The 26,316-nt window shown below is 42.8% G+C and carries 18 protein-coding genes and 2 pseudogenes; 18 read left to right on the top strand and 2 right to left on the bottom strand.

Features of this window, described 5'->3' with window-relative positions:
• The 9 genes from BN3282_RS12785 (at position 1) to ftsH (ending at position 16,983) form a co-directional block, all read left to right on the top strand.
• A complete protein-coding gene (locus tag BN3282_RS12785) occupies positions 1–651 on the top strand; it encodes a vitamin B12 dependent-methionine synthase activation domain-containing protein (protein ID WP_059069714.1) in 651 nt (216 codons plus the stop codon).
• Complete coding sequence (locus BN3282_RS12780) at positions 648–3,035, top strand: homocysteine S-methyltransferase family protein (RefSeq protein WP_059069712.1); 2,388 nt, start codon at positions 648–650, stop codon at positions 3,033–3,035. Before BN3282_RS12785 ends, BN3282_RS12780 begins: the two co-directional genes overlap by 4 nt.
• A gap of 134 nt (positions 3,036–3,169) precedes the next feature.
• Positions 3,170–4,681: a 4Fe-4S dicluster domain-containing protein gene (locus BN3282_RS12775; protein WP_059069710.1), complete on the top strand. Its 1,512-nt coding sequence runs from the start codon at positions 3,170–3,172 to the stop codon at positions 4,679–4,681.
• Positions 4,682–4,713: 32 nt separating this feature from the next.
• Positions 4,714–9,594: an alanine--tRNA ligase gene (alaS, locus tag BN3282_RS12770; protein ID WP_059069708.1), complete on the top strand. Its 4,881-nt coding sequence runs from the start codon at positions 4,714–4,716 to the stop codon at positions 9,592–9,594.
• Between the two features lie 126 nt (positions 9,595–9,720).
• On the top strand, positions 9,721–9,897 hold the full coding sequence (rpsU, locus tag BN3282_RS12765) for a 30S ribosomal protein S21 (protein ID WP_004054229.1): 177 nt from the start codon (positions 9,721–9,723) through the stop codon (positions 9,895–9,897).
• Between the two features lie 105 nt (positions 9,898–10,002).
• Complete coding sequence (locus BN3282_RS12760; RefSeq protein WP_059069706.1) at positions 10,003–10,539, top strand: putative ABC transporter permease; 537 nt, start codon at positions 10,003–10,005, stop codon at positions 10,537–10,539.
• 287 nt (positions 10,540–10,826) lie between these two features.
• The gene (gene gdhA / locus BN3282_RS12755) at positions 10,827–12,161 is read left to right on the top strand and encodes an NADP-specific glutamate dehydrogenase (RefSeq protein WP_059069704.1); all 1,335 of its coding nucleotides are present in this window, start codon (positions 10,827–10,829) and stop codon (positions 12,159–12,161) included.
• 342 nt (positions 12,162–12,503) lie between these two features.
• Positions 12,504–15,116 carry a cation-translocating P-type ATPase gene (locus tag BN3282_RS12750; protein ID WP_059069702.1) on the top strand — a complete coding sequence of 871 codons (2,613 nt, stop codon included), beginning with the start codon at positions 12,504–12,506 and terminating at the stop codon, positions 15,114–15,116.
• Positions 15,117–15,147: 31 nt separating this feature from the next.
• The gene (gene ftsH / locus BN3282_RS12745) at positions 15,148–16,983 is read left to right on the top strand and encodes an ATP-dependent zinc metalloprotease FtsH (RefSeq protein ID WP_059069701.1); all 1,836 of its coding nucleotides are present in this window, start codon (positions 15,148–15,150) and stop codon (positions 16,981–16,983) included.
• Positions 16,984–17,024: 41 nt separating this feature from the next.
• Here ftsH and BN3282_RS12740 read toward each other — a convergent pair whose 3' ends face one another.
• Together BN3282_RS12740 and BN3282_RS12735 are read right to left on the bottom strand one after the other, a co-directional pair.
• Entirely contained in the window at positions 17,025–17,783 is a 759-nt protein-coding gene (locus tag BN3282_RS12740; RefSeq protein ID WP_059069699.1) for a type 1 glutamine amidotransferase, read from the bottom strand.
• The gene (locus tag BN3282_RS12735; protein WP_059069697.1) at positions 17,780–19,141 is read right to left on the bottom strand and encodes a Mur ligase family protein; all 1,362 of its coding nucleotides are present in this window, start codon (positions 19,139–19,141) and stop codon (positions 17,780–17,782) included. The genes BN3282_RS12740 and BN3282_RS12735 overlap by 4 nt, the downstream gene beginning before the upstream one ends.
• A gap of 156 nt (positions 19,142–19,297) precedes the next feature.
• Here BN3282_RS12735 and BN3282_RS12730 point away from each other — a divergent pair, with 156 nt between their 5' ends.
• From BN3282_RS12730 to BN3282_RS12695, 9 genes and pseudogenes are all read left to right on the top strand, one after another.
• Positions 19,298–21,739, top strand: a complete 2,442-nt coding sequence (locus BN3282_RS12730; protein WP_059069695.1) for a cation-translocating P-type ATPase — start codon at positions 19,298–19,300, stop codon at positions 21,737–21,739.
• Complete coding sequence (locus tag BN3282_RS12725) at positions 21,724–22,755, top strand: 3-deoxy-7-phosphoheptulonate synthase (RefSeq protein ID WP_059069694.1); 1,032 nt, start codon at positions 21,724–21,726, stop codon at positions 22,753–22,755. The genes BN3282_RS12730 and BN3282_RS12725 overlap by 16 nt, the downstream gene beginning before the upstream one ends.
• Positions 22,756–23,153: 398 nt before the next feature.
• Positions 23,154–23,279: pseudogene (locus BN3282_RS15625) on the top strand (hypothetical protein); the annotation flags it as partial.
• Between the two features lie 23 nt (positions 23,280–23,302).
• Positions 23,303–24,157, top strand: a complete 855-nt coding sequence (locus BN3282_RS12720; RefSeq protein WP_059069692.1) for a hypothetical protein — start codon at positions 23,303–23,305, stop codon at positions 24,155–24,157.
• A 24-nt stretch (positions 24,158–24,181) separates the two neighbouring features.
• Positions 24,182–24,391: a hypothetical protein gene (locus BN3282_RS12715; RefSeq protein WP_059069690.1), complete on the top strand. Its 210-nt coding sequence runs from the start codon at positions 24,182–24,184 to the stop codon at positions 24,389–24,391.
• Positions 24,392–24,419: 28 nt separating this feature from the next.
• Complete coding sequence (locus BN3282_RS12710) at positions 24,420–24,641, top strand: hypothetical protein (RefSeq protein WP_059069688.1); 222 nt, start codon at positions 24,420–24,422, stop codon at positions 24,639–24,641.
• Between the two features lie 21 nt (positions 24,642–24,662).
• Positions 24,663–25,374: pseudogene (locus tag BN3282_RS15590) on the top strand (AAA family ATPase).
• A 77-nt stretch (positions 25,375–25,451) separates the two neighbouring features.
• Positions 25,452–25,640: a hypothetical protein gene (locus tag BN3282_RS15360; RefSeq protein ID WP_242866637.1), complete on the top strand. Its 189-nt coding sequence runs from the start codon at positions 25,452–25,454 to the stop codon at positions 25,638–25,640.
• A 138-nt stretch (positions 25,641–25,778) separates the two neighbouring features.
• On the top strand, positions 25,779–25,979 hold the full coding sequence (locus tag BN3282_RS12695; RefSeq protein ID WP_059069686.1) for a kinase to dihydroxyacetone kinase: 201 nt from the start codon (positions 25,779–25,781) through the stop codon (positions 25,977–25,979).
• Positions 25,980–26,316 lie beyond the last annotated feature (337 nt).

The raw sequence follows: 26,316 nt of genomic DNA, 5'->3' as shown, positions 1-26,316 counted from the left end.
ATGGATAAGAAGGTCAGAGAGGCCATACGTTATCTGGGTTTTGGCAGAAATACGGTAGATGAGCAGACTCTTGCGATGATTTCAGATTCCTTCCGGGAACTGAAACAGGCGGCAGACCCTAAATCCATCTATCGTATTTTTGATTTTAAGCAATACAGTGATACTAAGATCATGGCAGGAAATTTAAAAATAGAAAGTAGGAATTTGGGGAAGAATTTAAAAGGCTGTGAACAGGTTATATTTTTTGGCGCAACTTTGGGAACGGGAGTGGACACGCTGCTTCGCAGATATACCATTGCGGATATGGCGAAAACAGTTGTCCTGCAGGCCTGTGCGGCTGCTGTGCTGGAAGAATATTGTGATATGTGTCAGGAAAAGATCGGAGAGGCATTGCGAAAAGAAAACAAATATCTGCGTCCACGTTTTAGTCCGGGATACGGAGATTTTGGCATGGAATACCAAGAAGCTCTGATCCGAATGTTGGATTGTGCAAAGCGGATCGGGCTTACTATGACAGGAGGAGCTATGATGGTACCTACAAAATCTGTTACAGCTGTTATAGGGGTCAGTCCCACAGAAGAAAAGTGCCATATAAAGGGCTGCGAGTCCTGCGAGAAAAAAGATTGCATCTACAGAAGGGATACAGAATGATAAAAGAACGTTTAGGAAGAGAACTGTTATTTTTTGATGGAGGAATGGGAACGCTTCTGCAAGAAGAAGGCCTGTTCCCGGGAGAATTGCCGGAGACTTGGAATCTGACGCATCCTGAAGTGATCCGGAAGATACATAGAAAGTATATCGAGGCAGGCAGCGATATCATACTGACAAATACATTTGGCGCGAATGCTCTAAAATTTCATGATGAGACATTTTCTTTGAAAGAAATCGTAGAGAGTGCAGTTTCTCATGTACAAGCAGCGGCAGAATCTGTCGGGAGGAAGATCTATACAGCATTAGATATAGGACCTACGGGAAAACTCTTAAAGCCCATGGGGGACTTGAGTTTTGAAGAAGCATATGCAGCTTTTAGGGAAGTAGTTCTGTATGGAAGAGAAGCCGGTGTGGATGTGATCCATATTGAGACGATGAGTGATACATATGAGATGAAAGCGGCAGTACTTGCGGCGAAAGAAAATACATCGCTCCCCGTCTTCGTGACAACGATTTTTGATGAAAGAGGAAAGTTGCTGACCGGTGCGGATGTTCCTTCCGTTGTCGCATTGCTGGAAGGACTTAGAGTGGATGCGCTGGGGATTAATTGCGGCATGGGGCCGAGACAGATGAAGCCGATCCTGGATACGATCCTGCGGTATACATCTCTTCCGGTGATCGTGAAGCCAAATGCGGGTCTTCCAAGACAGAAGGATGGAAATACATATTATGATGTGAGTCCGCAGGAATTTGCCGACGTTATGGTTAAGATTGTTGAAAAAGGTGCTGCGGCGGTAGGGGGATGCTGCGGTACGACTCCGGAACATATCCGAGCGATGACAGATGCTTTAAGGGGAAAAAGCTTAAGACCGGTGGAAAAGAAAAATTTTACAGTAGTTTCCTCCTACGGACAGGCTGTTTTTTTAGATAAAGGATCCAAGATTATCGGGGAGCGTATCAATCCGACTGGGAAGAAAAAGTTTAAACAGGCCTTAAAAGATCATGATCTGGATTATATTTTGAAAGAAGGCATCATGCAGCAGGAGAAAGGAGCGCATATCCTGGATGTAAATGTGGGATTGCCGGATATTGATGAGCCGGCGATGATGAGAGAGGTCGTAGAAAGTCTGCAAAGTATCACAAGTCTCCCTCTCCAGATAGATACAGTCGATATAGAAGCGCTTGAGACAGCACTTCGTATCTATAATGGAAAGGCCATAGTCAATTCCGTCAGCGGCAAACAAGAGTCTATGGACAAAGTGTTTCCGCTGCTTGCCAAATATGGCGGCGTAGTCATTGGACTTACATTGGATGAAAAGGGAATTCCGACAGACGCACAGGGAAGAGTGGAGATTGCTGAGCGGATCATAAAAGAGGCGGCAAAATACGGGATTGAGAAAAAGGATATTGTTATCGATGCGCTTGCTATGACGATCAGTTCTGAGCCGCAGGGAGCGAAAGTAACGCTTGAGACATTGAAAAGGCTTCGGGAAGAACTGCAGGTACACACAGTGCTGGGAGTATCGAATATCTCTTTTGGACTTCCGAACCGTCCGATCATCAATGCGGCGTTTTATACCATGGCAATGCTAAATGGACTCAGCGCCGGCATTATAAATCCGGCATCTGAAGATATGATGAAATCTTGGTATGCCTATCATGCACTGCAGGATCTGGATGTGAACTGTGAAAGATATATTGAAAAATATGCAGATATGCCAAAAACATCTGCTGTGCCTGTTTTGGCCGCAGATAATATGACTTTACAGACAGCCATTGAAAAAGGTTTAAAGGAAGAAGCACATACCATCGCGGAATATCTGGCGGAGAAGGAGGATCCACTGTCTGTCATCAACACATATATGATCCCAGCTCTGGATAATGTGGGGCAGGGGTTTGAAAAAGGAAGCGTATTTCTGCCGCAGCTGTTAATGAGCGCGGAAGCGGCAAAGAGTGCTTTTGCGGTAGTAAAGGAAAAAATAGCCGAAAAGGGCGGCGCTGGTGAAAAAAAGGAAAAGATCGTCCTTGCCACTGTGAAAGGAGACATCCACGATATTGGAAAGAATATTGTGAAAGTATTATTGGAAAACTACAGTTTTGAAGTAATAGATCTTGGCAAGGATGTATCGCCGGAGAAGATCGTGGAGACGGTATGTGAAAAGAATATCCGTCTGGTAGGTTTAAGCGCGCTTATGACAACGACAGTCGTGAGCATGGAAGATACGATACAACAGTTAAGAGAAAGGGCTCCGGGCTGCAAGGTAATGGTAGGGGGCGCTGTTTTAAACAAGGAGTATGCAGACATGATCGGAGCAGATTTCTATGGAAAAGATGCTATGCAGTCTGTCTATTATGCGCAGGAAGTATTTGCAAGAACACGATAGAAAAAAGTTGTACCGTCTTTTGTACAAATAAGCGTGTTGACAATGCTTTAAGAGGGCGTTATATTTGTTAAGGGAAAAGAGAGGAAAGAAACACGCCTGCTTTGGCAGGAAGAGAGAATCAGAAGGAGGAAACTATGATGAGAGGATTGCAGACACCGGTGAGAGCGATTCGAAGACGGGTGTTTACAGAAGTTGCGAAATTGGGGTTCAAGGCGGACGCGAAGACCTTATTGGATGATATGGAATCTATACCCTATGAAATCGTAAATGACGATACAGAGAAATACAGAGAAAGTACGTATCGTTCCAGAGCGATCGTAAGAGAAAGACTGAGACTGGCAATGGGGCTCTCCCTGCGCCCGGAGAACAAGCCTGTGCACCTGACCGCAGGGGTGGAGGCGAGCAATATTTCTGAGAAATATTATGAACCGCCGCTTATGCAGGTCATTCCCTCTGCGTGTGAAAGCTGTGAGGAAAATAAATATGAGGTGAGTAATGTCTGCAAGGGGTGTCTGGCACATCCCTGTCAGGAGGTCTGCCCGCGAGATGCTATTTCTATGGTGAACGGACGCTCCTATATTGATCAGGAGAAATGTATCAAGTGCGGAAGATGTAAATCTGTCTGTCCATATGATGCGATTGCAAAGAAAGAACGGCCATGCCAGAAGGCATGTGGAGTAGGCGCGATCGTGTCAGATCAATATGGACGTGCTTTGATCGATAATGACAAATGTGTATCTTGCGGAATGTGTATGGTAAGCTGCCCGTTTGGAGCGATCTCTGATAAATCACAGATCTTCCAGCTTGCGAGAGCGCTTTCAGAAGGAGAAAAGGTTGTCGCGGAGATTGCGCCGGCATTTGTGGGGCAGTTTGGCAAGAATATCACACCGAGAAACATTAAAGCAGCTTTGCGTGAACTAGGCTTTACAGAAGTGTATGAAGTGGCTTTGGGAGCAGATATTGGTGCGATTGCCGAAGCACATCATTATGTGGATAAAGTTGTGACAGGAGAATTGCCGTTTCTTCTGACTTCCTGCTGTCCATCCTGGGCAGTGATGGCAAAGAAGTTTTTCCCGGATGTGATCGATCAGATTTCGCAGGAACTTACCCCTATGGTCGCGACGGCGAGAACGATCAAACAGGAGCATCCGGATGCGAAGGTTGTATTTATCGGACCATGTGCGGCAAAGAAACTGGAAGCTTCCAGAAGAAGTGTGCGCAGTGATGTAGACTTTGTCGTTACGTTTGAGGAAATGCAGGCGATGTTTGATGCGAAGGGAATCGATCTGACACAGTATGAAGCGGAGTCATCCTTCCATGACGCTACCGGAGCAGGCCGCGGTTATGCCTGTGCGGGCGGCGTGGCAGAAGCAATTGAAAAATGTATCAATGAATATTATCCGGATGTGCAGGTGAATATAGAGCATGCAGAAGGGCTTGCAGAGTGTAAAAAGATCCTGACTCTGGCAAAAGCAGGGCGTATGAACGGCTGCCTGATAGAAGGAATGGGCTGCCCAGGGGGATGTATCGCGGGGGCAGGAACGAATATTCCTGTACCGGCAGCGAAAAAAGATCTTGCGGCATATGTAAAGAATTCCAGCAAGGCAATTCCGCCGAAAGAGTTGGAAGAGATCGAACTGAAATAAAATAGAAAACAAAAGAACCAGGAGGAGAAAGAATGCAGCCTTATGGAGTAAACCAGTTAAGAAAAATGTTTTTAGAGTTTTTTGAGAGCAAAGGGCACCTTGCTCTTAAGAGTTTCTCTCTAGTGCCACACAATGATAAGAGTCTTCTGCTTATTAACTCAGGAATGGCACCTTTGAAGCCTTATTTTACAGGACAGGAGATTCCGCCAAAGAAGCGGGTCACGACCTGTCAGAAGTGCATCCGTACAGGAGATATCGAAAATGTTGGGAAGACAGCGCGGCACGGTACTTTTTTTGAAATGCTGGGGAATTTCTCTTTTGGGGATTATTTTAAGAGAGAGGCGATCCACTGGTCCTGGGAATTTTTGACAGACGTGGTAGGATTGGATCCGCAGCGTTTGTATCCGTCAGTATATCTGGAAGATGATGAAGCGTTTGAAATCTGGAATAAAGAGATGGGAATCCCGGCAGAGAGGATTTTTAAATTTGGAAAAGAAGATAATTTCTGGGAACATGGTTCTGGTCCCTGCGGTCCCTGTTCGGAAATTTACTATGACAGGGGAGAAAAGTATGGGTGCGGCAGCCCGGATTGTACTGTAGGCTGTGAATGTGACCGGTACATGGAAATCTGGAATAATGTATTTACACAGTTTGATAATGATGGAAATGGACATTATTCTGAACTGGAACAGAAAAATATTGATACAGGCATGGGATTAGAACGTCTGGCTTCTGTTGTGCAAGATGTGGATTCTATCTTCGATGTAGATACGATCAAAGCCTTAAGAGATCATGTGTGTGCCCTTGCAGAGGAAGAATACGGAAAAGAGAATAAAAAGGATATATCTATTCGTGTTATCACAGACCATATCCGGTCGGTAACATTTATGATCTCCGATGGGATCATGCCTTCAAATGAAGGGCGAGGCTACGTGCTGCGCCGTCTGCTAAGGCGTGCCTGCCGCCATGGAAGGCTTTTGGATATAAAAAATGGTTTTCTGCCAGAACTGGCACAGACAGTCATCGAGGGCTCAAAAGATGGTTATCCGGAATTGGAAGAAAAGAAAGAGTTTATCCTGAAAGTAATCGCAAAGGAAGAAGAACAGTTCAATAAGACTATTGATCAAGGCCTGGGCATTCTATCTGATATGATCACGCAGATGGAGAAAGAAAAAACCGAGATCCTAAAGGGGGACGAGGCGTTTAAATTGTATGACACCTATGGGTTCCCGTTGGATCTGACAAAAGAAATTCTGGAAGAAAAGAATTTGAAAGTAGATGAAGAAGGCTTTCACACAGCAATGGAAGTACAAAGAAAGACAGCCAGAGAAGCCAGAGAAGTGACTAATTATATGGGAGCGGACGTGACGGTTTATGAATCTATCGATCCGAGTATCACGAGCACATTTGTAGGATATGATCATCTTAGCTGGGAATCAGAAGTGACAGTATTGACAACGGAAGAAGAAGTGACGGAAGCTCTTTCTGACGGAGAACGAGGAACAGTTTTTGTACAGGAGACACCGTTTTATGCAGCCAGCGGAGGCCAAGAGGCAGATACGGGAACCATATGTACGGAAACAGGAGAATTTCGGGTAGAAGATACCATCAAGCTGTTAGGCGGCAAGATCGGTCATGTAGGAATTGTTACAAAGGGAATGATAAAGACCTCTGATAAAGTAACCTTAAAAGTAGACGCGCGTAAGCGTGCCCTTTCCGCACGCAATCACAGTGCGACGCATCTGTTGCAGAAAGCGCTCCGTACAGTGCTCGGTACCCATGTAGAGCAGGCGGGATCTAGTGTAAATGAGGATAGACTTCGGTTTGACTTTACCCATTTTTCAGCGGTGAAACCGGAAGAACTGAAAAAGGTAGAGCAGATTGTAAATGAGCAGATTGAAAATGCGCTGCCGGTCATCGTAAAAAATATGCCTATTGAAGAAGCAAGAAAGACAGGAGCGCAGGCTCTGTTTGGAGAAAAATACGGCGATATCGTGCGTGTGGTGGATATGGGGGGATTTTCTATTGAATTTTGCGGAGGAACCCATGTAAAAAATACCAGCGAGATCATGTCTTTCAAGATTATTTCAGAAACCGGCGTAGCGGCGGGGGTAAGAAGGATAGAGGCGCTCACGTCAAACGGGCTGATGGAGTATTATGACAGACTGGAGAAAAAGCTGAAAGAAGCAGCGCTTCTGATAAAGGCAACGCCGGAAAATCTTGCCGAAAAGATCACGCATATGATTTCGGAAAATAAGGCGCTCCATGCTGAAGTGGAAGGTTTAAAGAGCAAGATTGCGCAGAGTGCTGCCGGCGATATTCTGGATAAAGTGACAGAGATAGGCGGGGTAAAACTTCTTGCCGCTAAGATAGACGGCGTGGATATGAATGGCTTAAGAGAGTTGGGAGACCAGTTGAAAGAAAAACTGGGTGAAGGAGTGGTTGTACTTGCATCCGGCGCGGAGAATAAGGTCAGCTTGATGGCAACAGCTACAGAAGGCGCAATGAAGCAAGGCGCCCATGCCGGCAATCTGGTGAAGGCGATCGCAGGTCTTGTCGGTGGAGGCGGAGGCGGTCGTCCGAATATGGCGCAGGCAGGCGGCAAAAATCCTGCTGGGATTGAGGAAGCCCTTTCAAAAGCAACANCGTCAGTATATCTGGAAGATGATGAAGCGTTTGAAATCTGGAATAAAGAGATGGGAATCCCGGCAGAGAGGATTTTTAAATTTGGAAAAGAAGATAATTTCTGGGAACATGGTTCTGGTCCCTGCGGTCCCTGTTCGGAAATTTACTATGACAGGGGAGAAAAGTATGGGTGCGGCAGCCCGGATTGTACTGTAGGCTGTGAATGTGACCGGTACATGGAAATCTGGAATAATGTATTTACACAGTTTGATAATGATGGAAATGGACATTATTCTGAACTGGAACAGAAAAATATTGATACAGGCATGGGATTAGAACGTCTGGCTTCTGTTGTGCAAGATGTGGATTCTATCTTCGATGTAGATACGATCAAAGCCTTAAGAGATCATGTGTGTGCCCTTGCAGAGGAAGAATACGGAAAAGAGAATAAAAAGGATATATCTATTCGTGTTATCACAGACCATATCCGGTCGGTAACATTTATGATCTCCGATGGGATCATGCCTTCAAATGAAGGGCGAGGCTACGTGCTGCGCCGTCTGCTAAGGCGTGCCTGCCGCCATGGAAGGCTTTTGGATATAAAAAATGGTTTTCTGCCAGAACTGGCACAGACAGTCATCGAGGGCTCAAAAGATGGTTATCCGGAATTGGAAGAAAAGAAAGAGTTTATCCTGAAAGTAATCGCAAAGGAAGAAGAACAGTTCAATAAGACTATTGATCAAGGCCTGGGCATTCTATCTGATATGATCACGCAGATGGAGAAAGAAAAAACCGAGATCCTAAAGGGGGACGAGGCGTTTAAATTGTATGACACCTATGGGTTCCCGTTGGATCTGACAAAAGAAATTCTGGAAGAAAAGAATTTGAAAGTAGATGAAGAAGGCTTTCACACAGCAATGGAAGTACAAAGAAAGACAGCCAGAGAAGCCAGAGAAGTGACTAATTATATGGGAGCGGACGTGACGGTTTATGAATCTATCGATCCGAGTATCACGAGCACATTTGTAGGATATGATCATCTTAGCTGGGAATCAGAAGTGACAGTATTGACAACGGAAGAAGAAGTGACGGAAGCTCTTTCTGACGGAGAACGAGGAACAGTTTTTGTACAGGAGACACCGTTTTATGCAGCCAGCGGAGGCCAAGAGGCAGATACGGGAACCATATGTACGGAAACAGGAGAATTTCGGGTAGAAGATACCATCAAGCTGTTAGGCGGCAAGATCGGTCATGTAGGAATTGTTACAAAGGGAATGATAAAGACCTCTGATAAAGTAACCTTAAAAGTAGACGCGCGTAAGCGTGCCCTTTCCGCACGCAATCACAGTGCGACGCATCTGTTGCAGAAAGCGCTCCGTACAGTGCTCGGTACCCATGTAGAGCAGGCGGGATCTAGTGTAAATGAGGATAGACTTCGGTTTGACTTTACCCATTTTTCAGCGGTGAAACCGGAAGAACTGAAAAAGGTAGAGCAGATTGTAAATGAGCAGATTGAAAATGCGCTGCCGGTCATCGTAAAAAATATGCCTATTGAAGAAGCAAGAAAGACAGGAGCGCAGGCTCTGTTTGGAGAAAAATACGGCGATATCGTGCGTGTGGTGGATATGGGGGGATTTTCTATTGAATTTTGCGGAGGAACCCATGTAAAAAATACCAGCGAGATCATGTCTTTCAAGATTATTTCAGAAACCGGCGTAGCGGCGGGGGTAAGAAGGATAGAGGCGCTCACGTCAAACGGGCTGATGGAGTATTATGACAGACTGGAGAAAAAGCTGAAAGAAGCAGCGCTTCTGATAAAGGCAACGCCGGAAAATCTTGCCGAAAAGATCACGCATATGATTTCGGAAAATAAGGCGCTCCATGCTGAAGTGGAAGGTTTAAAGAGCAAGATTGCGCAGAGTGCTGCCGGCGATATTCTGGATAAAGTGACAGAGATAGGCGGGGTAAAACTTCTTGCCGCTAAGATAGACGGCGTGGATATGAATGGCTTAAGAGAGTTGGGAGACCAGTTGAAAGAAAAACTGGGTGAAGGAGTGGTTGTACTTGCATCCGGCGCGGAGAATAAGGCCGGCTTGATGGCAACAGCTACAGAAGGCGCAATGAAGCAAGGCGCCCATGCCGGCAATCTGGTGAAGGCGATCGCAGGTCTTGTCGGTGGAGGCGGAGGCGGTCGTCCGAATATGGCGCAGGCAGGCGGCAAAAATCCTGCTGGGATTGAGGAAGCCCTTTCAAAAGCAACAGAAGTACTAAAAAGTCAGGTTTCTTAAGTTTTTTGAAGGAAAACAGTTGACGGAACTGAAAAATATGATATAATCTTGTGTAGTGCAATAAATATACCCGAACAGTCGTATGATGCACAATACAAGGCTGGAGGGGAGGTTAGGTGTGAGACTATGTCGAATGTAATCGTGAAAGAAAACGAGACGTTAGATAGTGCTTTACGCAGATTCAAAAGAAACTGTGCAAAGGCAGGCATTCAGCAGGAGATTCGTAAAAGAGAACATTACGAAAAACCAAGCGTTAGACGTAAGAAAAAATCTGAAGCCGCTAGAAAACGTAAATATAATTAATGATGTGCAGATAAATAGAGTGTTGTGATCCAACACTCTATTTTTGTATCATGATAGGCCCTTAAGAGCGGCTTTACCTGCTCTAAGGGAGAAGGAAGGAATATTATGTGGAATGGGGTCATTTTTGGAAGGGATGTTTATCATATCGTTATGTGGTTCCTTACATACAGTGTACTCGGATGGATCGTAGAATCTATCTATATGTCGATCTGCAACAGGAAATGGACGAACCGGGGCTTTTCAAGAGGTCCTTTTTGCCCCATATATGGGGTGGGGGCTTTAACGGTTTATTTTGTGTTGTATCCTTACAGTCATAATAAACTGCTGCTTTTCGTGTTGGGAGCAGCGCTTGCGACTTTTATCGAGTGGGTGACGGCGAAGATCATGCAGAAAATCTTTGGAGAGATCTGGTGGGATTACAAAGATAAACCTTTTAATTATAAAGGGATCTTGTGCCTGGAAAGCACCATTGCATGGGGTGTTTATACATTGGTCTTGTTTGGGATCCTGCACAGTATGGTAGAACGGATCGTAGATGGAATACCGCGCAGTATAGGAGAAAAGGCAGGTCTTCTTATTTTGTTCGTATATTTCATAGATTTTTTGACGATCGCTTATAAGGAAAGAAGAAAAATTGTATAAAAATAAAAACAAAAATGAATAAATGAAATTCAATTCCTGCAAAAATAATTTGTAAGAGGAATGAGTTCTGAGTTTTACATAAGGCGATTTTCTATGAAAAATAATAGAAAATTACAAAAAAATCATATATATTTTATCTGAATGAAGTGATAAAGTTATAAAATAAATGAAATTTATTGTTGACAAAATTGCATTTACCTTATAGAATAGACGAGTAGATGATTCTGTCACAGATAGCTGGCAGCATTGTCTGCCGGCTATTTTGTATATTTAGGAGGTAAATAGGGATGTCATATGTAGATGAAGTAATTGATTTAGTTGTAAAAAAGAATCCGGCAGAGCCGGAATTTCATCAAGCGGTAAAAGAAGTTTTAGAATCGTTGCGTGTCGTTGTAGAGGCAAATGAAGAACAATTCCGTAGAGATGCTCTCTTAGAGAGAATGACAGAGCCTGAAAGGCAGTTGAAATTCCGTGTGCCGTGGGTAGATGACAATGGACAAGTACAGGTAAATACTGGGTACCGTGTACAGTTCAACAGCGCAATCGGACCATACAAAGGAGGACTTCGTCTGCATCCATCCGTGAACCTTGGTATTATAAAATTCTTGGGATTTGAGCAGATTTTCAAGAACTCTCTGACAGGGCTTCCGATCGGTGGAGGAAAAGGAGGGTCAGATTTTGATCCAAAAGGAAAATCAGATCGGGAAGTAATGGCATTTTGCCAGAGTTTTATGACAGAATTATGTAAATATATTGGAGCAGATACAGATGTACCGGCAGGAGATATCGGAACAGGAGCCAGAGAGATCGGTTATATGTATGGGCAATATAAACGTATACGCGGGCTTTCTGAAGGAGTTCTTACGGGCAAAGGATTGAGTTACGGAGGCTCACTGGCACGTACAGAGGCGACAGGATACGGACTTTTATATCTGACAGAAGAAATGTTGAAATTAAATGGACAGGATATCAAGGGCAAGAGGATTGCCGTATCCGGCTCCGGAAACGTTGCCATTTATGCTACCCAAAAGGCACAGCAGATGGGTGCGAAGGTTGTGACAGTAAGCGATTCAAACGGCTGGGTGTATGATCCGGAAGGGATTGATGTAGAGGCATTAAAAGAGATTAAAGAAATTAAGAGAGAAAGACTGACAGAATATAAAAACTACCGTCCGAATGCACAATATCATGAAGGAAGAGGCGTGTGGTCAGTGAAAGTGGATATCGCTCTTCCATGTGCAACGCAGAATGAACTGCTGCTTGAAGATGCAAAGATGCTTGTGGCAAATGGATGTATCGCAGTAGCGGAGGGAGCAAATATGCCGACTACGCTGGAAGCGACAGAGTATCTGCAGGAGAACGGCGTTCTGTTTGCACCGGGGAAAGCTGCAAATGCAGGAGGTGTGGCAACTTCTGCTTTAGAAATGTCACAGAATAGTGAAAGATTAAGCTGGTCATTTGAGGAAGTAGACAACAGACTGCAGCGGATCATGGTGGACATCTGCCACAATATAGCAGAGGCGGCTGAGAGATATGGTTTCAAAGGAAACTATGTGATCGGTGCGAATATTGCTGGTTTTGAAAAAGTAGTAGATGCTATGAATGCACAGGGGATCGTGTAGAATACGGTTTAAATTTTTGATATGAGGAAATACTGATCATATAAATTAAGATAGGTTCCACTGTCTGAGATTATGAAAATATTGTAAACAGAATTGACAGAAGATAAAAAATGCATTATAGTATCTTTTGTAAAAGGGAGTAACTGGCGTTTATAAAAACGTTTGCGATGTCGTCAATACGATGAGTATTCATCCGTATCGTGATTAAACAGTGAGACTTTTATTGCGTTTAAGTATGCAATGAAAGTCTCATTTTTTATATGCCATAGCAAATAACACGCTGTGTTGAGTCATAAAAGTATTGCTTCCCATACTTTTTTCAGAAGAAAAGGAGGTTTCATGATGAAAAAATATTATCAGTTGTCGGGAGAGGAAACTCTACAAGACATAAACGGGCAGACAGAGCCGCTTAGCGACAGTCAGGTAAAAGAACATCAGGAAAAATACGGACCAAATGAATTGGTAGAGGGGAAAAAGAAGACGACGCTTCAGATTTTTTTAGAGCAGTATAAAGATTTTCTTGTCATCATATTGATCATAGCTGCGATCGTATCCGGCTTTCTGGGAGATATAGAGAGTACAGCGGTTATTTTGATCGTTATCACAATGAATGCTGTTTTGGGAACGGTACAGACTGTAAAGGCAGAGCAGTCTCTTGCGAGTTTGAAAAAGCTTTCCGGACCAGAAGCAAAAGTATTAAGAGATGGGAATGTCATTCAGATCCCGTCTGCGGAGGTGACGGTAGGAGATAGAGTCATGCTTGACGCAGGAGACTATATTCCAGCTGATGGACGTCTGTTAGAATCAGCCAGTCTGAAGGTGGATGAAAGTGCACTGACAGGAGAAAGCCTTGGCGTTGACAAAACGATCGAACCTATACAAGGAGAAGTGCCGCTTGGAGACAGAACAAACATGGTATATTCTGGAAGTTTTGTCACATATGGAAGAGCCTCCTTTGTAGTAACAGATATAGGCATGCAGACAGAGGTAGGAAAGATTGCAAGCCTATTAAAGACGACATCAGAGAAGAGAACGCCGTTACAGATCAATCTGGATCAATTCGGGCAGAAACTTTCTATATTGATATTAGTCTTCTGTGGAATCTTGTTTGGCATCAGTGTATTTAGAGGAGACAATATCGGGGATGCTTTCTTATTCGCGGTAGCTCTCGCAGTAGCGGCGATTCCAGAGGCATTAAGCTCAATCGTCACGATCGTCCTTTCTTTTGGCACACAGAAAATGGCAAAGGAACATGCGATCATACGAAAACTGCAGGCAGTGGAAGGTCTGGGCAGTGTGTCTATCATCTGTTCTGACAAGACTGGAACTTTGACACAGAATAAAATGACAGTGGAGGATTATTATGTAGATGAGACTTGTGTGGCGGCGGATGAGATCAATACACAGAATCTTTCACATAGCAGGCTGCTTCTGGCTAGTATCCTCTGTAATGATTCTACTAATATAGATGGCGTGGAAATCGGTGATCCAACGGAGACTGCGCTGATCAATCTTGGCACTCGTCTGGGAGTCTGTCCGGAAGATGTAAGAGAAAAATATCCTCGTGAAAGTGAGAACCCATTTGACAGTGACAGAAAACTGATGTCCACCAAGCATACGATGGAAGGAAAACCGACGATGCTTGTGAAAGGGGCCGTAGATGTATTGATGGGACGCATGGAGCAGATCCAGATCGGTGCTGAAATACGTCCTATCACCGAAGAGGACAAAAAAAAGATCGAGGAGCAGAACCAGGCTTTTTCCAGATCCGGATTAAGAGTATTGGGATTTGCCTATAAAATAGTTTCAGATGAATTGGAATTATCACTGGAAGATGAATATGGATTGACATTTTTAGGCCTTGTCGCTATGATGGATCCGCCGAGAGAGGAGTCAAAGGCTGCGGTAGCTGAATGTAAGAGCGCAGGTATCCGTCCTATTATGATAACAGGCGATCATAAAGTAACGGCTGCGGCAATCGCGAAGAGAATCGGGATCCTGGAACAGGAATCGGAAGCCTGTGAAGGCGCAGAGATTGATTCTCTTTCAGATGAAGAACTGAAAGATTTTGTGGAAGGTATCTCTGTATATGCACGTGTATCACCGGAACATAAAATACGAATCGTCAGAGCATGGCAGGATAAAGGGAATATCGTCTCTATGACAGGCGACGGCGTCAATGACGCCCCGGCGCTTAAGCAGGCAGACATAGGTGTAGCGATGGGTATCACAGGAAGTGAAGTTTCCAAGGACGCTGCGGCAATGGTGCTGACAGATGACAATTTTGCTACGATCGTAAAAGCAGTGGAAAATGGAAGAAATCTTTACCGTAATATCAAAAGCGCTATCCAGTTTTTGCTGTCAGGGAATTTTGGCGCTATTCTGGCCGTACTGTATGCCTCTATTGCGGCGCTGCCGGTACCGTTCGCGCCTGTACATTTATTGTTCATCAATCTCCTGACAGACAGTCTTCCGGCGATCGCATTGGGACTGGAGCCTCACACAAAAGATGTGATGAAAGAAAAACCAAGACCGCTGAATGAATCTATTTTGACAAAAGAATTTCTGTTAAAAGTAGGAATCGAAGGGTTATCGATCGGTGTAACTACAATGATCGCCTTTATGATCGGTTATAATCAGGGCGGAAACGCATTACTTGCAAGTACGATGGCATTTGCAACATTATGCTGCGCAAGACTGTTCCACGGATTTAACTGTAAATCAGATAAACCGGTTGTCTTTACAAAAGCGGTAGGAAACAATATTTATTTGATCGGTGCATTTGTCCTTGGTATTGCGCTGATTACCAGTGTTGTCATGATCCCGGGACTGCACAGTATCTTTAAGGTGCAGACATTGACTATGACCCAGCTGTTCACAGTATATGGACTTGCAGCTTTGAACATTCCAATCGTTCAAATCTTGAAAGCAGTGAGGGCAGCGCTTTTCAAGTAAATTGCATATAAGAGAAAAAGGAGGAAATAAAATGCAGCAAGTAAAGAAGCCAAAGAGGCCCTTATATATATATTATTTGATCGCTCTGGCTGTCCTGATCCTTTTAAACGCCCTTATTTTTCCTAAATTTATGGGACAGTCAGTGGAGACGGTAGATTATGGTACTTTTTTAAAGATGGTGGAAAATCAAAAAGTATCCAAAGTACAGATTGAAAATGAAAACATTTATTTTACAGATAAAAGTAAAGAGCCAAAATACTATGAAACAACGACATTTGACGATCCTGAATTAGTGGACCGCCTGTATGATTCGGGCTGTTCTTTTGGCAGAGTTGTGAAGGAAGAGATGAATCCGATTTTGAGTTTTATCCTTACCTGGATCGTTCCACTTCTGATATTCTGGGGATTAGGGCAGCTGCTTGCACGCCAGATGATGAAAAAAATGGGCGGAGGCGGTGCAGGCAATCCGTTCATGCAGTTTGGAAAGAGTAACGCAAAGGTATATGTGGCATCTACAACTGGCATAAAATTTGATGATGTGGCGGGAGAGGATGAGGCTAAGGAGTTGCTGACGGAGATTGTGGATTTCCTGCATAATCCGCAGAAATATCAGGAAATTGGGGCAACCTGTCCCAAAGGAGCCCTTCTCGTAGGACCTCCGGGAACAGGAAAAACACTTCTGGCAAAAGCGGTGGCCGGAGAAGCAAACGTTCCGTTTTTCTCCATATCCGGTTCTGAATTTGTAGAGATGTTTGTAGGAATGGGTGCTTCCAAGGTGCGGGATCTGTTCAAACAGGCGAATGAAAAGGCTCCCTGTATTGTCTTTATTGATGAGATCGATACAATTGGGAAGAAACGCGATAACCAGGGATTTGGCGGAAATGATGAACGAGAACAGACTTTGAATCAACTGCTGACAGAGATGGATGGTTTTGATGCTTCAAAAGGGGTGGTTATCCTTGCGGCTACAAACCGTCCGGATACATTAGATCCGGCATTGTTGCGACCGGGGAGATTTGACCGCCGGATACCTGTAGAACTTCCGGATCTAAAAGGCCGGGAAGAAATACTGAAAGTGCATGCAAAGAAGATCAAGATTGGCGATAATGTAGACTTTAATGCTATTGCGCGTGCCGCTTCCGGTGCTTCCGGCGCAGAACTTGCTAATATGATCAATGAAGCTGCGCTGCGGGCTGTCAGGGAAAATAGAAAATATGTGACCCAGGCAGACCTGGAGGAGAGTATAGAAGTAGTCATTGCAGGATACCAAAAGAAGAATAAAGTGCTTTCTACGAAAGAAAAGCTGATTGTCTCCTATCATGAGATCGGCCATGCTCTTGTGGCTGCCCTGCAGTCTCATTCCGCGCCGGTAACAAAGATTACGATCATTCCCCGTACTTCCGGTGCTTTAGGATATACAATGCAGGTAGAAGAAGGAGAGCGCAATCTGATGTCAAAGGAAGAAATACAAAACCGTATTGCTACGCTGACAGGAGGAAGATGCGCAGAAGATTTGATCTTTCACTCTATCACTACGGGTGCATCAAATGACATTGAGCAGGCAACAAAGCTGGCCAGAGCAATGGTCACAAAATATGGAATGTCGGAATATTTTGGCATGGTGGCACTGGAAACAGATGTCAATCCATATCTGGGCGGGGACAGCAGTTTAAGTTGTGCGCCGGAAACAGCGAAGACGATTGATGAGATGGTGATACAGACGGTCAAAGATGCTTACGACAAGGCAATGCATCTGCTGAAAGAAAATGAAGGAAAACTCCATGAACTTGCGAAATACCTGTATGAGAAAGAAACGATAACAGGAGAGGAATTCATGGAAATATTGGAGAAGAAAGAACAAATATAAGAAATAGACCGCCGTCACGAAGAAGTGACGGCGGTTGCTTTTTACGTATGCCGTTTAATGGTTTCTTTTAAGACATACTTTTTATCACTGTATCTGTCTACGATATATTGATTGGCAGCATGTTCGAGTTCATCCGGCAGAGGAGAAAGTGTTACATCGGGACCGTATTTGCGTTTTAGCGCTCGTTCCAGCAGATAATCGCATACATGCGGGTTTTTAGGAAGTAGAGGACCGTGCAGGTAAGTGGCGATCACATTTTTATAGACAACTCCCTCATAACCGGATTTTCCGGTATTCCCCAGGCCATAGAAGACTTTTCCGAAAGGTGTATGATCTTTGATATATGTGCGGCCTCCGTGATTTTCAAAACCTACTACAGGCGTATCAAACAGAGGACTGTTAAGAACGATATTTCGTATCAGACGTTCAGGCTGCCATTCTGTGGTAATATCCAGAATAGAAAGTCCCTGGATTGTCTTTTTATCTGTTTTGTAATATTTTCCAAGAAGCTGATAGCCGCCGCAGACAGCCAGAACAACGCCGTTATCTTCTACGAATTTATGGAAGTCATCCCGGATATCTAGTAAATAATTGCAGACGATTTCTTGTTCCCGATCAGAACCTCCGCCTAAGAGGACGATGTCAAGATTTTGAAAGTCGATCGGATCTCCGGACAGAAAAGGGATGACTTCTGCTTCTATGCCGCGCCATTCAAGGCGTTTGCGGAAACATTGGATATTTCCCCGATCACCGTATAGATTCAACAGATCAGGATATAAGTGTCCAATTGTCAGTTTCATGAAAGTGCGCCTCCTTCCGTTTCTTTTTCCAGAGCAGTGAGCAAATGGTTCGTCCGGTAGAGACCGGAATAATTTACGATCACATAGAGATTTTTTGTACCGTTTTCTGCACGGTCTAAAATAGCGGTACGCAGATCCGTAGTAGAGTCACAGGGAATGCCTTCATACTTCAAACGAAGTCCCATATCGTGCCTGCGGGTACCTGCAGTCGTAATAGACTGCGCATGGCTGTTACAAAGATATTGAAAGTCTACGTCCCACAACCAAGAAATATCCTCTCCATCTTGGTAAGTATCGTTTATCTGTATGATGATGTCTTTTGGCTTATCATCTTTTAATACAAGAGATACCTTCTGCTGGAAACCGATTGGATTTTTGGCAAGATGAAGCTGTACCCGGGCTCCTTTGATGGTAAAAATACTCTCACGGTTATTACCATAGTCAAACGCTTCGATCATAGATTTAAAATCTTGATAGCCTGCCCCTAGAGTCTTCAATGCCGTATAGGCAGAGAGGGTATTATATATATTGTAAGGTGTCCGTACAGTGGAATGAATAGAGAGCCCATCCATATCAAAAGAATATATTTCATCATGGAAAACAATATTTTCAGCAGTGTGATCTGGTACGGGACGCTTCCATCCGCAGTTTGCGCAATGATAGATGCCAAGCTGTCCATAGTGGAAAAAATCATAGTGCAGTTTCTTTCCACAGTTACGGCAGAAAATACTTTCTCGTATTTCGGAACGGGAAATATCGTCAAAAATCTGTTCATTGATGCCATATGTGACAAAGGGGTTCCCACTCTTTTCTGCAAGAGAATAGGAGAGGATATCGTCACAGTTGATGATCAGCGTGGTGTCTGGAACACTTGTTACGGCAGTCAACAATTTGTTGTAGGTGATGTCTACTTCACCGAAACGATCCAGCTGGTCTCTGGAGATATTTGTCAGGAGGGCGCAGTCTGGCTTGAGCTTTGGCAAAACGCCCACAGAGGCAATCTCATCTACTTCGATACAGGCATAGTCTGCGTCCAGCAGACCGTGGCGGTCTGTAGAGAGCACAAAGGCAGAAATAATTCCATTTAGCATATTCGCTCCAGTGCGATTGATGATGACCTTTTTATCTTCTGCTTTTAATGCCTGATAAAGGATTGCATTGGTGGTAGTTTTTCCGTTTGTTCCCATTGTGACAATGATTTTTTCACGGATCTGACCGGATAATTCGGTTAAAATATCCGGGTCGATAAGACGGGCAACGTATCCGGGAAGTGTTACGCCGCTTCCTCGATTTAATTTTTTGATCAGAGTGCTCGTCCCTTTTGCACATTTGATAGCTAATTTACTTCTTAATCTCATACTTATAACCCAACTTTTTATCTATACTTGTATTTTATTAAATACCTGTATTATTATAAGGGAAAAGGCCATAGAAAACAAGGAGTTATTGTGTTAGAATAACAAGGAAATAGAAATAAAAACGGCAGAATACTTCGGAAAGAAGGGAAATTATACATGAGCAAAAAACAGAAGATAAAGGAAGAAGAAAAAAAGGACAGAAGGATCCCGACAACCCGTTACTCTCCAGAATATAGAGTGGGACTTACAAGCGCGCAAGTACAGGAACACAGGCTGCACGGCTGGACAAACAAAGCAGTCGATCCGCCGTCTAAAACGACAAAAGAAATCATTCATGAAAATACATTTACCTATTTTAACTTGATTTTTACGATTCTGGCAGTGCTTTTATGTATTGTAGGGTCTTTTAGGGATCTGACCTTTTTGCCGGTCATCATTTCCAACACACTGATCGGTATCATACAGGAGATACGGGCGAAGAAAGTTCTGGATAAGATGACAATGTTAAATGCGCCTCATGCTCTTGTGGTCAGAGATGGGAAAACATGGACGATTGATGCTGAAGAATTGGTACTGGACGATATTGTTATTTTTCGTGCCGGCAATCAGGTGTGTGCGGACGCAGAAGTATGCGCCGGAGAGGTGCAGGTGAATGAGTCGCTTCTGACAGGGGAATCCGATGAGATTACAAAAAGAAGAGGCGATACATTAATGTCCGGCAGTTTTATCGTTTCCGGACAGTGCCATGCCCGCTTGGAAAAAGTAGGGGCAGATTCGTATATTTCAAAGCTGACGATACAGGCAAAAGAGATGCAGGAAGGCGAACAATCTGAGATGATCCGTTCCCTTGATAAGTTGGTAAAATGTGTCGGAATCGCCATTATCCCAATTGGCCTGGTATTGTTTGGACAGGCATTTTTTCTGCAGGGAGAAGGTTTTCGTTCCAGTGTGACTTCTATGATCGCCGCGATCATTGGGATGATTCCGGAAGGATTATACTTACTCGCCAGCGTGGCGCTTGCGGTAAGTTCTATCCGTCTTGCACAGAAAAAAGTGCTCCTGCATGATATGAAATGTATAGAAACGCTTGCAAGAGTCAATGTCCTCTGTGTGGATAAGACGGGTACTATCACAGAAAATACGATGAAGGTACAGGAAATGATACCTGCTGAAGAATATGAAGAAAAAGAAGACGGCGGACTTTCATTGCTGATAGGAGATTTTGCGGCAGCGATGAGCAGCGATAATATCACGATGGAAGCAGTGAAGGCATATTTTCCGGCGGCTTCGGGCAGAGAAGTTGTATCGAAAACGGGCTTTTCTTCTGCTACAAAATATAGCAGTGTGACTTTTCGGGAAGGCGCTTATGTACTTGGCGCTCCGGAATTTGTGTTAAGAGAAAAGTATCCGGAATATGAAGAGAAGATACTAAGTTATGCTTCGAAAGGAGCCAGAGTACTTGTCTTTGGAAGTTATGATGAAGAGATAGACGGGAAAGCGCTCCATCACGGCATCGTACCGCTGGCATATCTTTTGCTCGCTAATCCGATCCGGGAAGCTGCACAGGAGACCTTCCGATATTTTGCGGAGCAGGGAGTAGAGATCAAGGTGATCTCCGGCGACAATCCGGTGACCGTTTCGGAAGTCGCAAAACAGGCAGGGATCGTCGGGGCAGAACAGTTTATAGACGCTTCTTCTCTGAAAACGCCGGAACAGCTGAAAGAGGCTGTCCTGCATAATACGGTATTTGGAAGAGTGACACCGAACCAGAAGCGGCAGTTTGTACAGGTGTTAAAAGAAGCGGGGCGTACTGTTGCAATGACAGGGGATGGAGTAAATGATGTCCTTGCGCTTAAAGATGCAGACTGCAGTATTGCAATGGCATCTGGAAGCGAGGCGGCAGCGCAGGCATCCCAGTTAGTTTTGCTGGAATCTGATTTTTCCTGTATGCCGCAAGTCGTTTTAGAGGGGCGAAGAGTGGTAAATAATATCCAGCGCTCTGCTAGTTTATTCCTGGTAAAGAATATTTTTTCCTTTTTGTTAAGCCTCTTATCGGTTGTATTTATGTTTACCTATCCACTGGAACCATCACAGGTTTCCTTGATCAGTACATTTACGATTGGGATCCCGGCATTTTTCCTGGCGCTGGAACCAAACAAAAATATCATAAAAGGAAAATTTTTGACGAATGTCTTTTTGAAAGCACTGCCGGCGGCGCTTACAGATGCACTTGCGGTGGGTGCGCTGGTCATCTTTGGTGAGACCTTTGGCGTGAATACGACCGATATTTCTACCGCGGCGACCATGCTTCTTGCAATTGTCGGTTTTATGATCCTGTATACGATCAGTGCGCCGATGAACAAACTGCGTGTCGCTATTTTTGCAGGATCTATAGCAGGGCTTTTATTCTGTAGTTTTTATCTCAATGATTTATTTGCGATCACGGGGATGTCGACAAAATGCGTTATGTTGTTTGTCGTATTCGCAATTGCTACGGAGCCGGTTTTACGTTATTTGACAAGATTGATAGAAAAACTTAGGATTTATTATTTAAGACTGCGCAGAAAAGGAGAGGAAGAAGAATGTCTATACAATTAAACCATGAACTGCCGCTGCCGGATACATTAAAAAAAGAATATCCGCTGCCGGAAGAACTGCGAAAAAGAAAGGAAGAAAGAGACAAGGAGATACAGAAGGTCTTCACAGGAGAGTCAGATCGTTTCCTTGTGATCATCGGCCCTTGTTCCGCAGATAATGAAGATTCTGTGTGTGAATATACAGAGCGTTTGAAAAACGTATCGGATAAGGTATCCGACAAATTATTGATCATACCGAGAGTGTATACAAACAAGCCACGGACTACCGGGGAGGGATATAAGGGAATGCTGCATCAGCCTGATCCGGATAAGGCGCCGGATCTGCTTGCCGGCATCATAGCTATCCGAAAACTGCATATCCGCGTGCTTAGAGAAACCGGACTTTCTTCTGCGGATGAAATGCTGTATCCGGAGAACAGAAGCTACTTAGACGATGTACTGTCGTATGAAGCGATTGGAGCACGCTCGGTAGAAAATCAGCAGCACCGGCTTACTGCCAGCGGAATGGATATCCCCGTAGGAATGAAAAATCCTACCAGCGGAGATTTGTCTGTTATGTTGAATTCTGTAATCGCCGCTCAGCATCCGCACCGCTTTATCTACCGGGGCTGTGATGTAAATACATCTGGGAATCCTTTGGCGCATACGATCCTAAGAGGCGGCGTAGATAAATATGGAAAAAATATTCCCAACTACCATTATGAAGATTTAGTGCGGCTGAAAGAAATGTATCTGAAGCAAGAACTGAAAAATCCAGCTGTTATCATCGATACAAATCATTCTAATTCAGGCAAACAGTTCCAAGAGCAGCCAAGAATCATAAGCGAGGTCCTTCATAGCCGCAGCTATAATCCTGAACTGAAGAAATTAGTGAAAGGTGTCATGGTAGAGAGTTATCTCGTAGAAGGAAGACAGGATATTGGCGAGGATCATATCTATGGAAAATCCATCACTGATCCCTGCCTGGGATGGAAAGAGACAGAAGAAATGCTGTACATGATGGCGGAGAAGGTGTAAGGATGGAGTTATAGCAAGAAATTTACTGACCATAGAAGCGAGGTTGAGATATTTACTGATTCAAGTGTTTGGAGAGGATTTTATACTTATGGCTTCAAGAGCAGAGTGGATTTACCAGAAAGAGCGTACGGTCATATGATATGCCGCGAATAAGAAGAAACACATAGATGATTAGAGGATTATTTATTTGCCACGGCAGGATAAACGTGTAGGTTGCATATTTCCGCAACATTGGGCGGTATTGGGGCAAATCAAGGCATATAAAAAGGCACGATACTACGGTATTGCTACGAATGAAGGTTTTAGAGTTGAAAATATAGAAAATTGTGTGTAATCACTTCGTTTTTAGATCTTGCCCGTGGTTCTGGAAATTTTTTACTTGAAACTTATCTTTCCCACCTGAGTTAAGAAAAGCACATACTGCAAATGATAAGGCAGTTATGGCTGTATATGGATTTAGCACAAAAATGAGAGAAGCCGACTGTGCTGCAGAATTGATGAAGCTATATGAGGGGAAATACTGAATCGAGAAAATTTAAATAAAATATTGGAACAATACATTTCACGATTTGATGAATTAAATGAGAGTATTGAAAATGGTGGAAATGACGAAGGATATAAATGGAGGGCTGAATCACAATTTAAAAATAATTGGAATCTTGATGATACGGATTTTGAGGGAATGTTTATAAAGTCCATGCAGGAAATCAGTAACTTGATTGACAATGCAACGGTTCAGCCAATAGGTGGCATTAGGTTACTTTTAAAACAGGAAAAGGAAGTTGAATTTGTACGACAGAGTTTTCGCAATTTGTTTTGTGAAGATGGTGGAGATTTGGATAAGAGACAGGAACGGATTGATGAATTTATAGATACAGTTAATGCAAAGATAGAAAAATATGTGAATGGCTCGTGGAAATATCCGCAAAGCAGAAATAGTGTTATTTATTATCTGAATTTATGGAAACCGGAAGAAAATTATATTTTTAAATCTACAGAAGCAACTGCGTGGGCAAACTGTATAGAATATGGGGACGATTTCGGAAGTGGAAAAACATTTTCACTAAAAAAATATTATAAGATGTGTGATGAGTTATTAGAAGAAATCAAGGACAATCAGGAACTTCTGAAATTACATTCCGAAAGAATGACTAAGGAAGCAAAAGAGTATGATGATAAGTTACATATTTTAGTGTATGACGTTATTTATTGTGCATATACCTATGGCTTCTACCAGAATATGTCTATTTCTAAAACATCTATAAAAGAACGTATAAGAAGAGCATCCAACCGACAAAAAATGGATGATCTACAAAATATAATTTTAACCGCAGAAGAAAGAATAAAGCAGGCGCAAGGTGAGATAAAACCATTACCGGATCTTACAGGAAAGCAGGTATAACATAAGAAATATGGGAAGGGTAATGTGTTAGAATGTGTAAATGGACGTATGAAAGTCTCATTTGTTGCTAAAGAAGTAATTTTTCAATATCCACAGTCTTTTATAAATGGCTTTTTGACATGTAGTGAAATAGATGAAATGATCTTCAAAAGAAATGGAGAAATTTTGGAAGAAATAGAAAGTCTGAAGAAAAAAGTGAAAAACGCACAGATGGATTTGCAACAGTTACAATAATTTAATGTTTTTTAAGAAGGTGTTTTGCGTGAAATATACACAGGGACAAAAAGCATACAGTGTGGAAAGCAATCGCTTTATAAAGGAAGTGACTATTGTTCGAGGAGCTACTAATTCTTATGTAGTATGGTTTACAGATACTGGTGGTGTAATTCAGGTACATGACAGCAGGGTTTTTGCCACCGAGGAAAAGGCAAGTGCTTTTATCCCATCAGAAAAGAATAAAATTCGGTCGTCATATGAACATTGATCTTAAGGGAGTAATAGTCGGATGAATCCTTTATTTATACAAGGGTTACATATAGATTGGGATAATATTCCCCAAAACAGTTATTTACGGCGAATCGATGCGATAAAAGGATTAGATGAACTGGTATTTCATAATCTGATTCCCTTTTTTGTCGAAAAAAATGGAGGTGGAAAATCGACTTTATTGGAAGCAATTGCAGTTGCCAGTGGGTTTGATCCAGAAGGAGGTAGGAAGAATTATGCTTTTTCTACTTATGATTCCTATTTGCAATTATATGAAGCTGTTCATATTGCAAAGGGATATCGTCAAGCAAAGTGGGGATATTTTCTGAGAGCAGAAAGTTTTTATAATGTGGCAACCAAAGAAGAATATGCAGATTGGGAACATCCATCGGAAAAATACCATGAAAAATCACATGGGGAAAGTTTCCTTGCACTTGCTCAAAATTATCTGTAATCAAACAGATTATATTTTTTTTGATGAGCCGGAAGCGGCATTATCGCCACAGAGACAGCTGACATTATTGATGGAAATTGCTGCTTGTGCAAGACAGGGATCGCAGTTTATTATTGTCACTCATTCCCCTATTTTACTCGGAATACCGAATGCAGAGATATTGTTGTTTGATGATGGTGCGATACATACATGTGAATATGAAGAAACGGAAAGCTATATGGTAACAGAAATGTTTATCAATAACAGGGAACAATTACTTCACAGACTTTTTTCATAATGAGTTAGCTTTGTTCAAGAATAAGAGAAGAAATAATATTATCATAAAATTTTCAGTTGAAGTTGAGAGGCGCTAGTATGAAAAAGAAAACAAAGATTATTATTGGAACTTTGGTTGTTTTTGTAATTTTAGTAGCAGGAATTAGTTATAGAGGATATATATCGGCACATACATTTACACTCTCTGGCAATGAACAAATACAATCAATCACAGGAACTGTAAAAGTAAGTAGTCCGAGGGATACAGAGGTGATTTTTATTAAATAAAAAACTAAGGTAAATTATGCTATTCCTTATATTACCTCTGGAGCAAGTGAAACGATTAATCTTGAAAAGGGAAAATGGTATAATGTTGAAACGGGTAAAGGACTTACAATGAGTTTAGTAAATGTGCGTATAGAGTAGATGTTAGAATTTAGATATGATACTCAACTTCTAATTGAAGACGAAAATTTTGATGAAGATAAAATAAGTGAATATTTTACAAATAATTTTAAAGGAGATTGTTTATTGGCAGTTGAAGATGAAGAACTGATTAAAATTCATTTTCACACAAATGAGCCATGGAAAGTATTAGAGTACTGCTCACAGCTTGGAGAAATTTAAGATATTGTTATTGAAGATATGGATAGACAAGCGAGAGGTTTAGAGGGATAAATTAAAATTTTGTTTAAGCAAATATCCACTCTACGAAACGTAGAAACCGTTAAAATTTACCATATTCTACTGTACAGGGGTGTGAAAAGAATAAGGAAGCTATACAATGAGGCCAGAGAGGAGGAGATACACCTGTGGAGCAAATTAAGATAGGTAATTTTATTGATAAGGCCACAAATCATAGGTAGAAATGCTGCCGGGAATGTGGCTTTTTCTTGTTGAAAAATGTTATAAGAATGTTATAATTTTGCTATAACTTTTAGTTGTTAATTATTGATATTTTTGA

This window comes from Mediterraneibacter massiliensis (assembly GCF_001487105.1).
In the GTDB taxonomy this organism is placed as follows: Bacteria; Bacillota; Clostridia; order Lachnospirales; family Lachnospiraceae; genus Mediterraneibacter; species Mediterraneibacter massiliensis.
Note: the sequence above shows the minus strand (reverse complement) of the source record. Positions and strands in the feature narration are given on the sequence as shown.

Coding starts and splice junctions, on each gene's coding strand:
- BN3282_RS12785 (WP_059069714.1), top strand. CDS start 1: ATGGATAAGAAGGTCAGAGAGGCCATACGTTATCTGGGTTTTGGCAGA.
- BN3282_RS12780 (WP_059069712.1), top strand. CDS start 648: ATGATAAAAGAACGTTTAGGAAGAGAACTGTTATTTTTTGATGGAGGA.
- BN3282_RS12775 (WP_059069710.1), top strand. CDS start 3,170: ATGATGAGAGGATTGCAGACACCGGTGAGAGCGATTCGAAGACGGGTG.
- rpsU (WP_004054229.1), top strand. CDS start 9,721: ATGTCGAATGTAATCGTGAAAGAAAACGAGACGTTAGATAGTGCTTTA.
- BN3282_RS12760 (WP_059069706.1), top strand. CDS start 10,003: ATGTGGAATGGGGTCATTTTTGGAAGGGATGTTTATCATATCGTTATG.
- gdhA (WP_059069704.1), top strand. CDS start 10,827: ATGTCATATGTAGATGAAGTAATTGATTTAGTTGTAAAAAAGAATCCG.
- BN3282_RS12750 (WP_059069702.1), top strand. CDS start 12,504: ATGAAAAAATATTATCAGTTGTCGGGAGAGGAAACTCTACAAGACATA.
- ftsH (WP_059069701.1), top strand. CDS start 15,148: ATGCAGCAAGTAAAGAAGCCAAAGAGGCCCTTATATATATATTATTTG.
- BN3282_RS12740 (WP_059069699.1), bottom strand. CDS start 17,783: ATGAAACTGACAATTGGACACTTATATCCTGATCTGTTGAATCTATAC.
- BN3282_RS12735 (WP_059069697.1), bottom strand. CDS start 19,141: ATGAGATTAAGAAGTAAATTAGCTATCAAATGTGCAAAAGGGACGAGC.
- BN3282_RS12730 (WP_059069695.1), top strand. CDS start 19,298: ATGAGCAAAAAACAGAAGATAAAGGAAGAAGAAAAAAAGGACAGAAGG.
- BN3282_RS12725 (WP_059069694.1), top strand. CDS start 21,724: ATGTCTATACAATTAAACCATGAACTGCCGCTGCCGGATACATTAAAA.
- BN3282_RS15360 (WP_242866637.1), top strand. CDS start 25,452: ATGAAAAAGAAAACAAAGATTATTATTGGAACTTTGGTTGTTTTTGTA.
- BN3282_RS12695 (WP_059069686.1), top strand. CDS start 25,779: ATGTTAGAATTTAGATATGATACTCAACTTCTAATTGAAGACGAAAAT.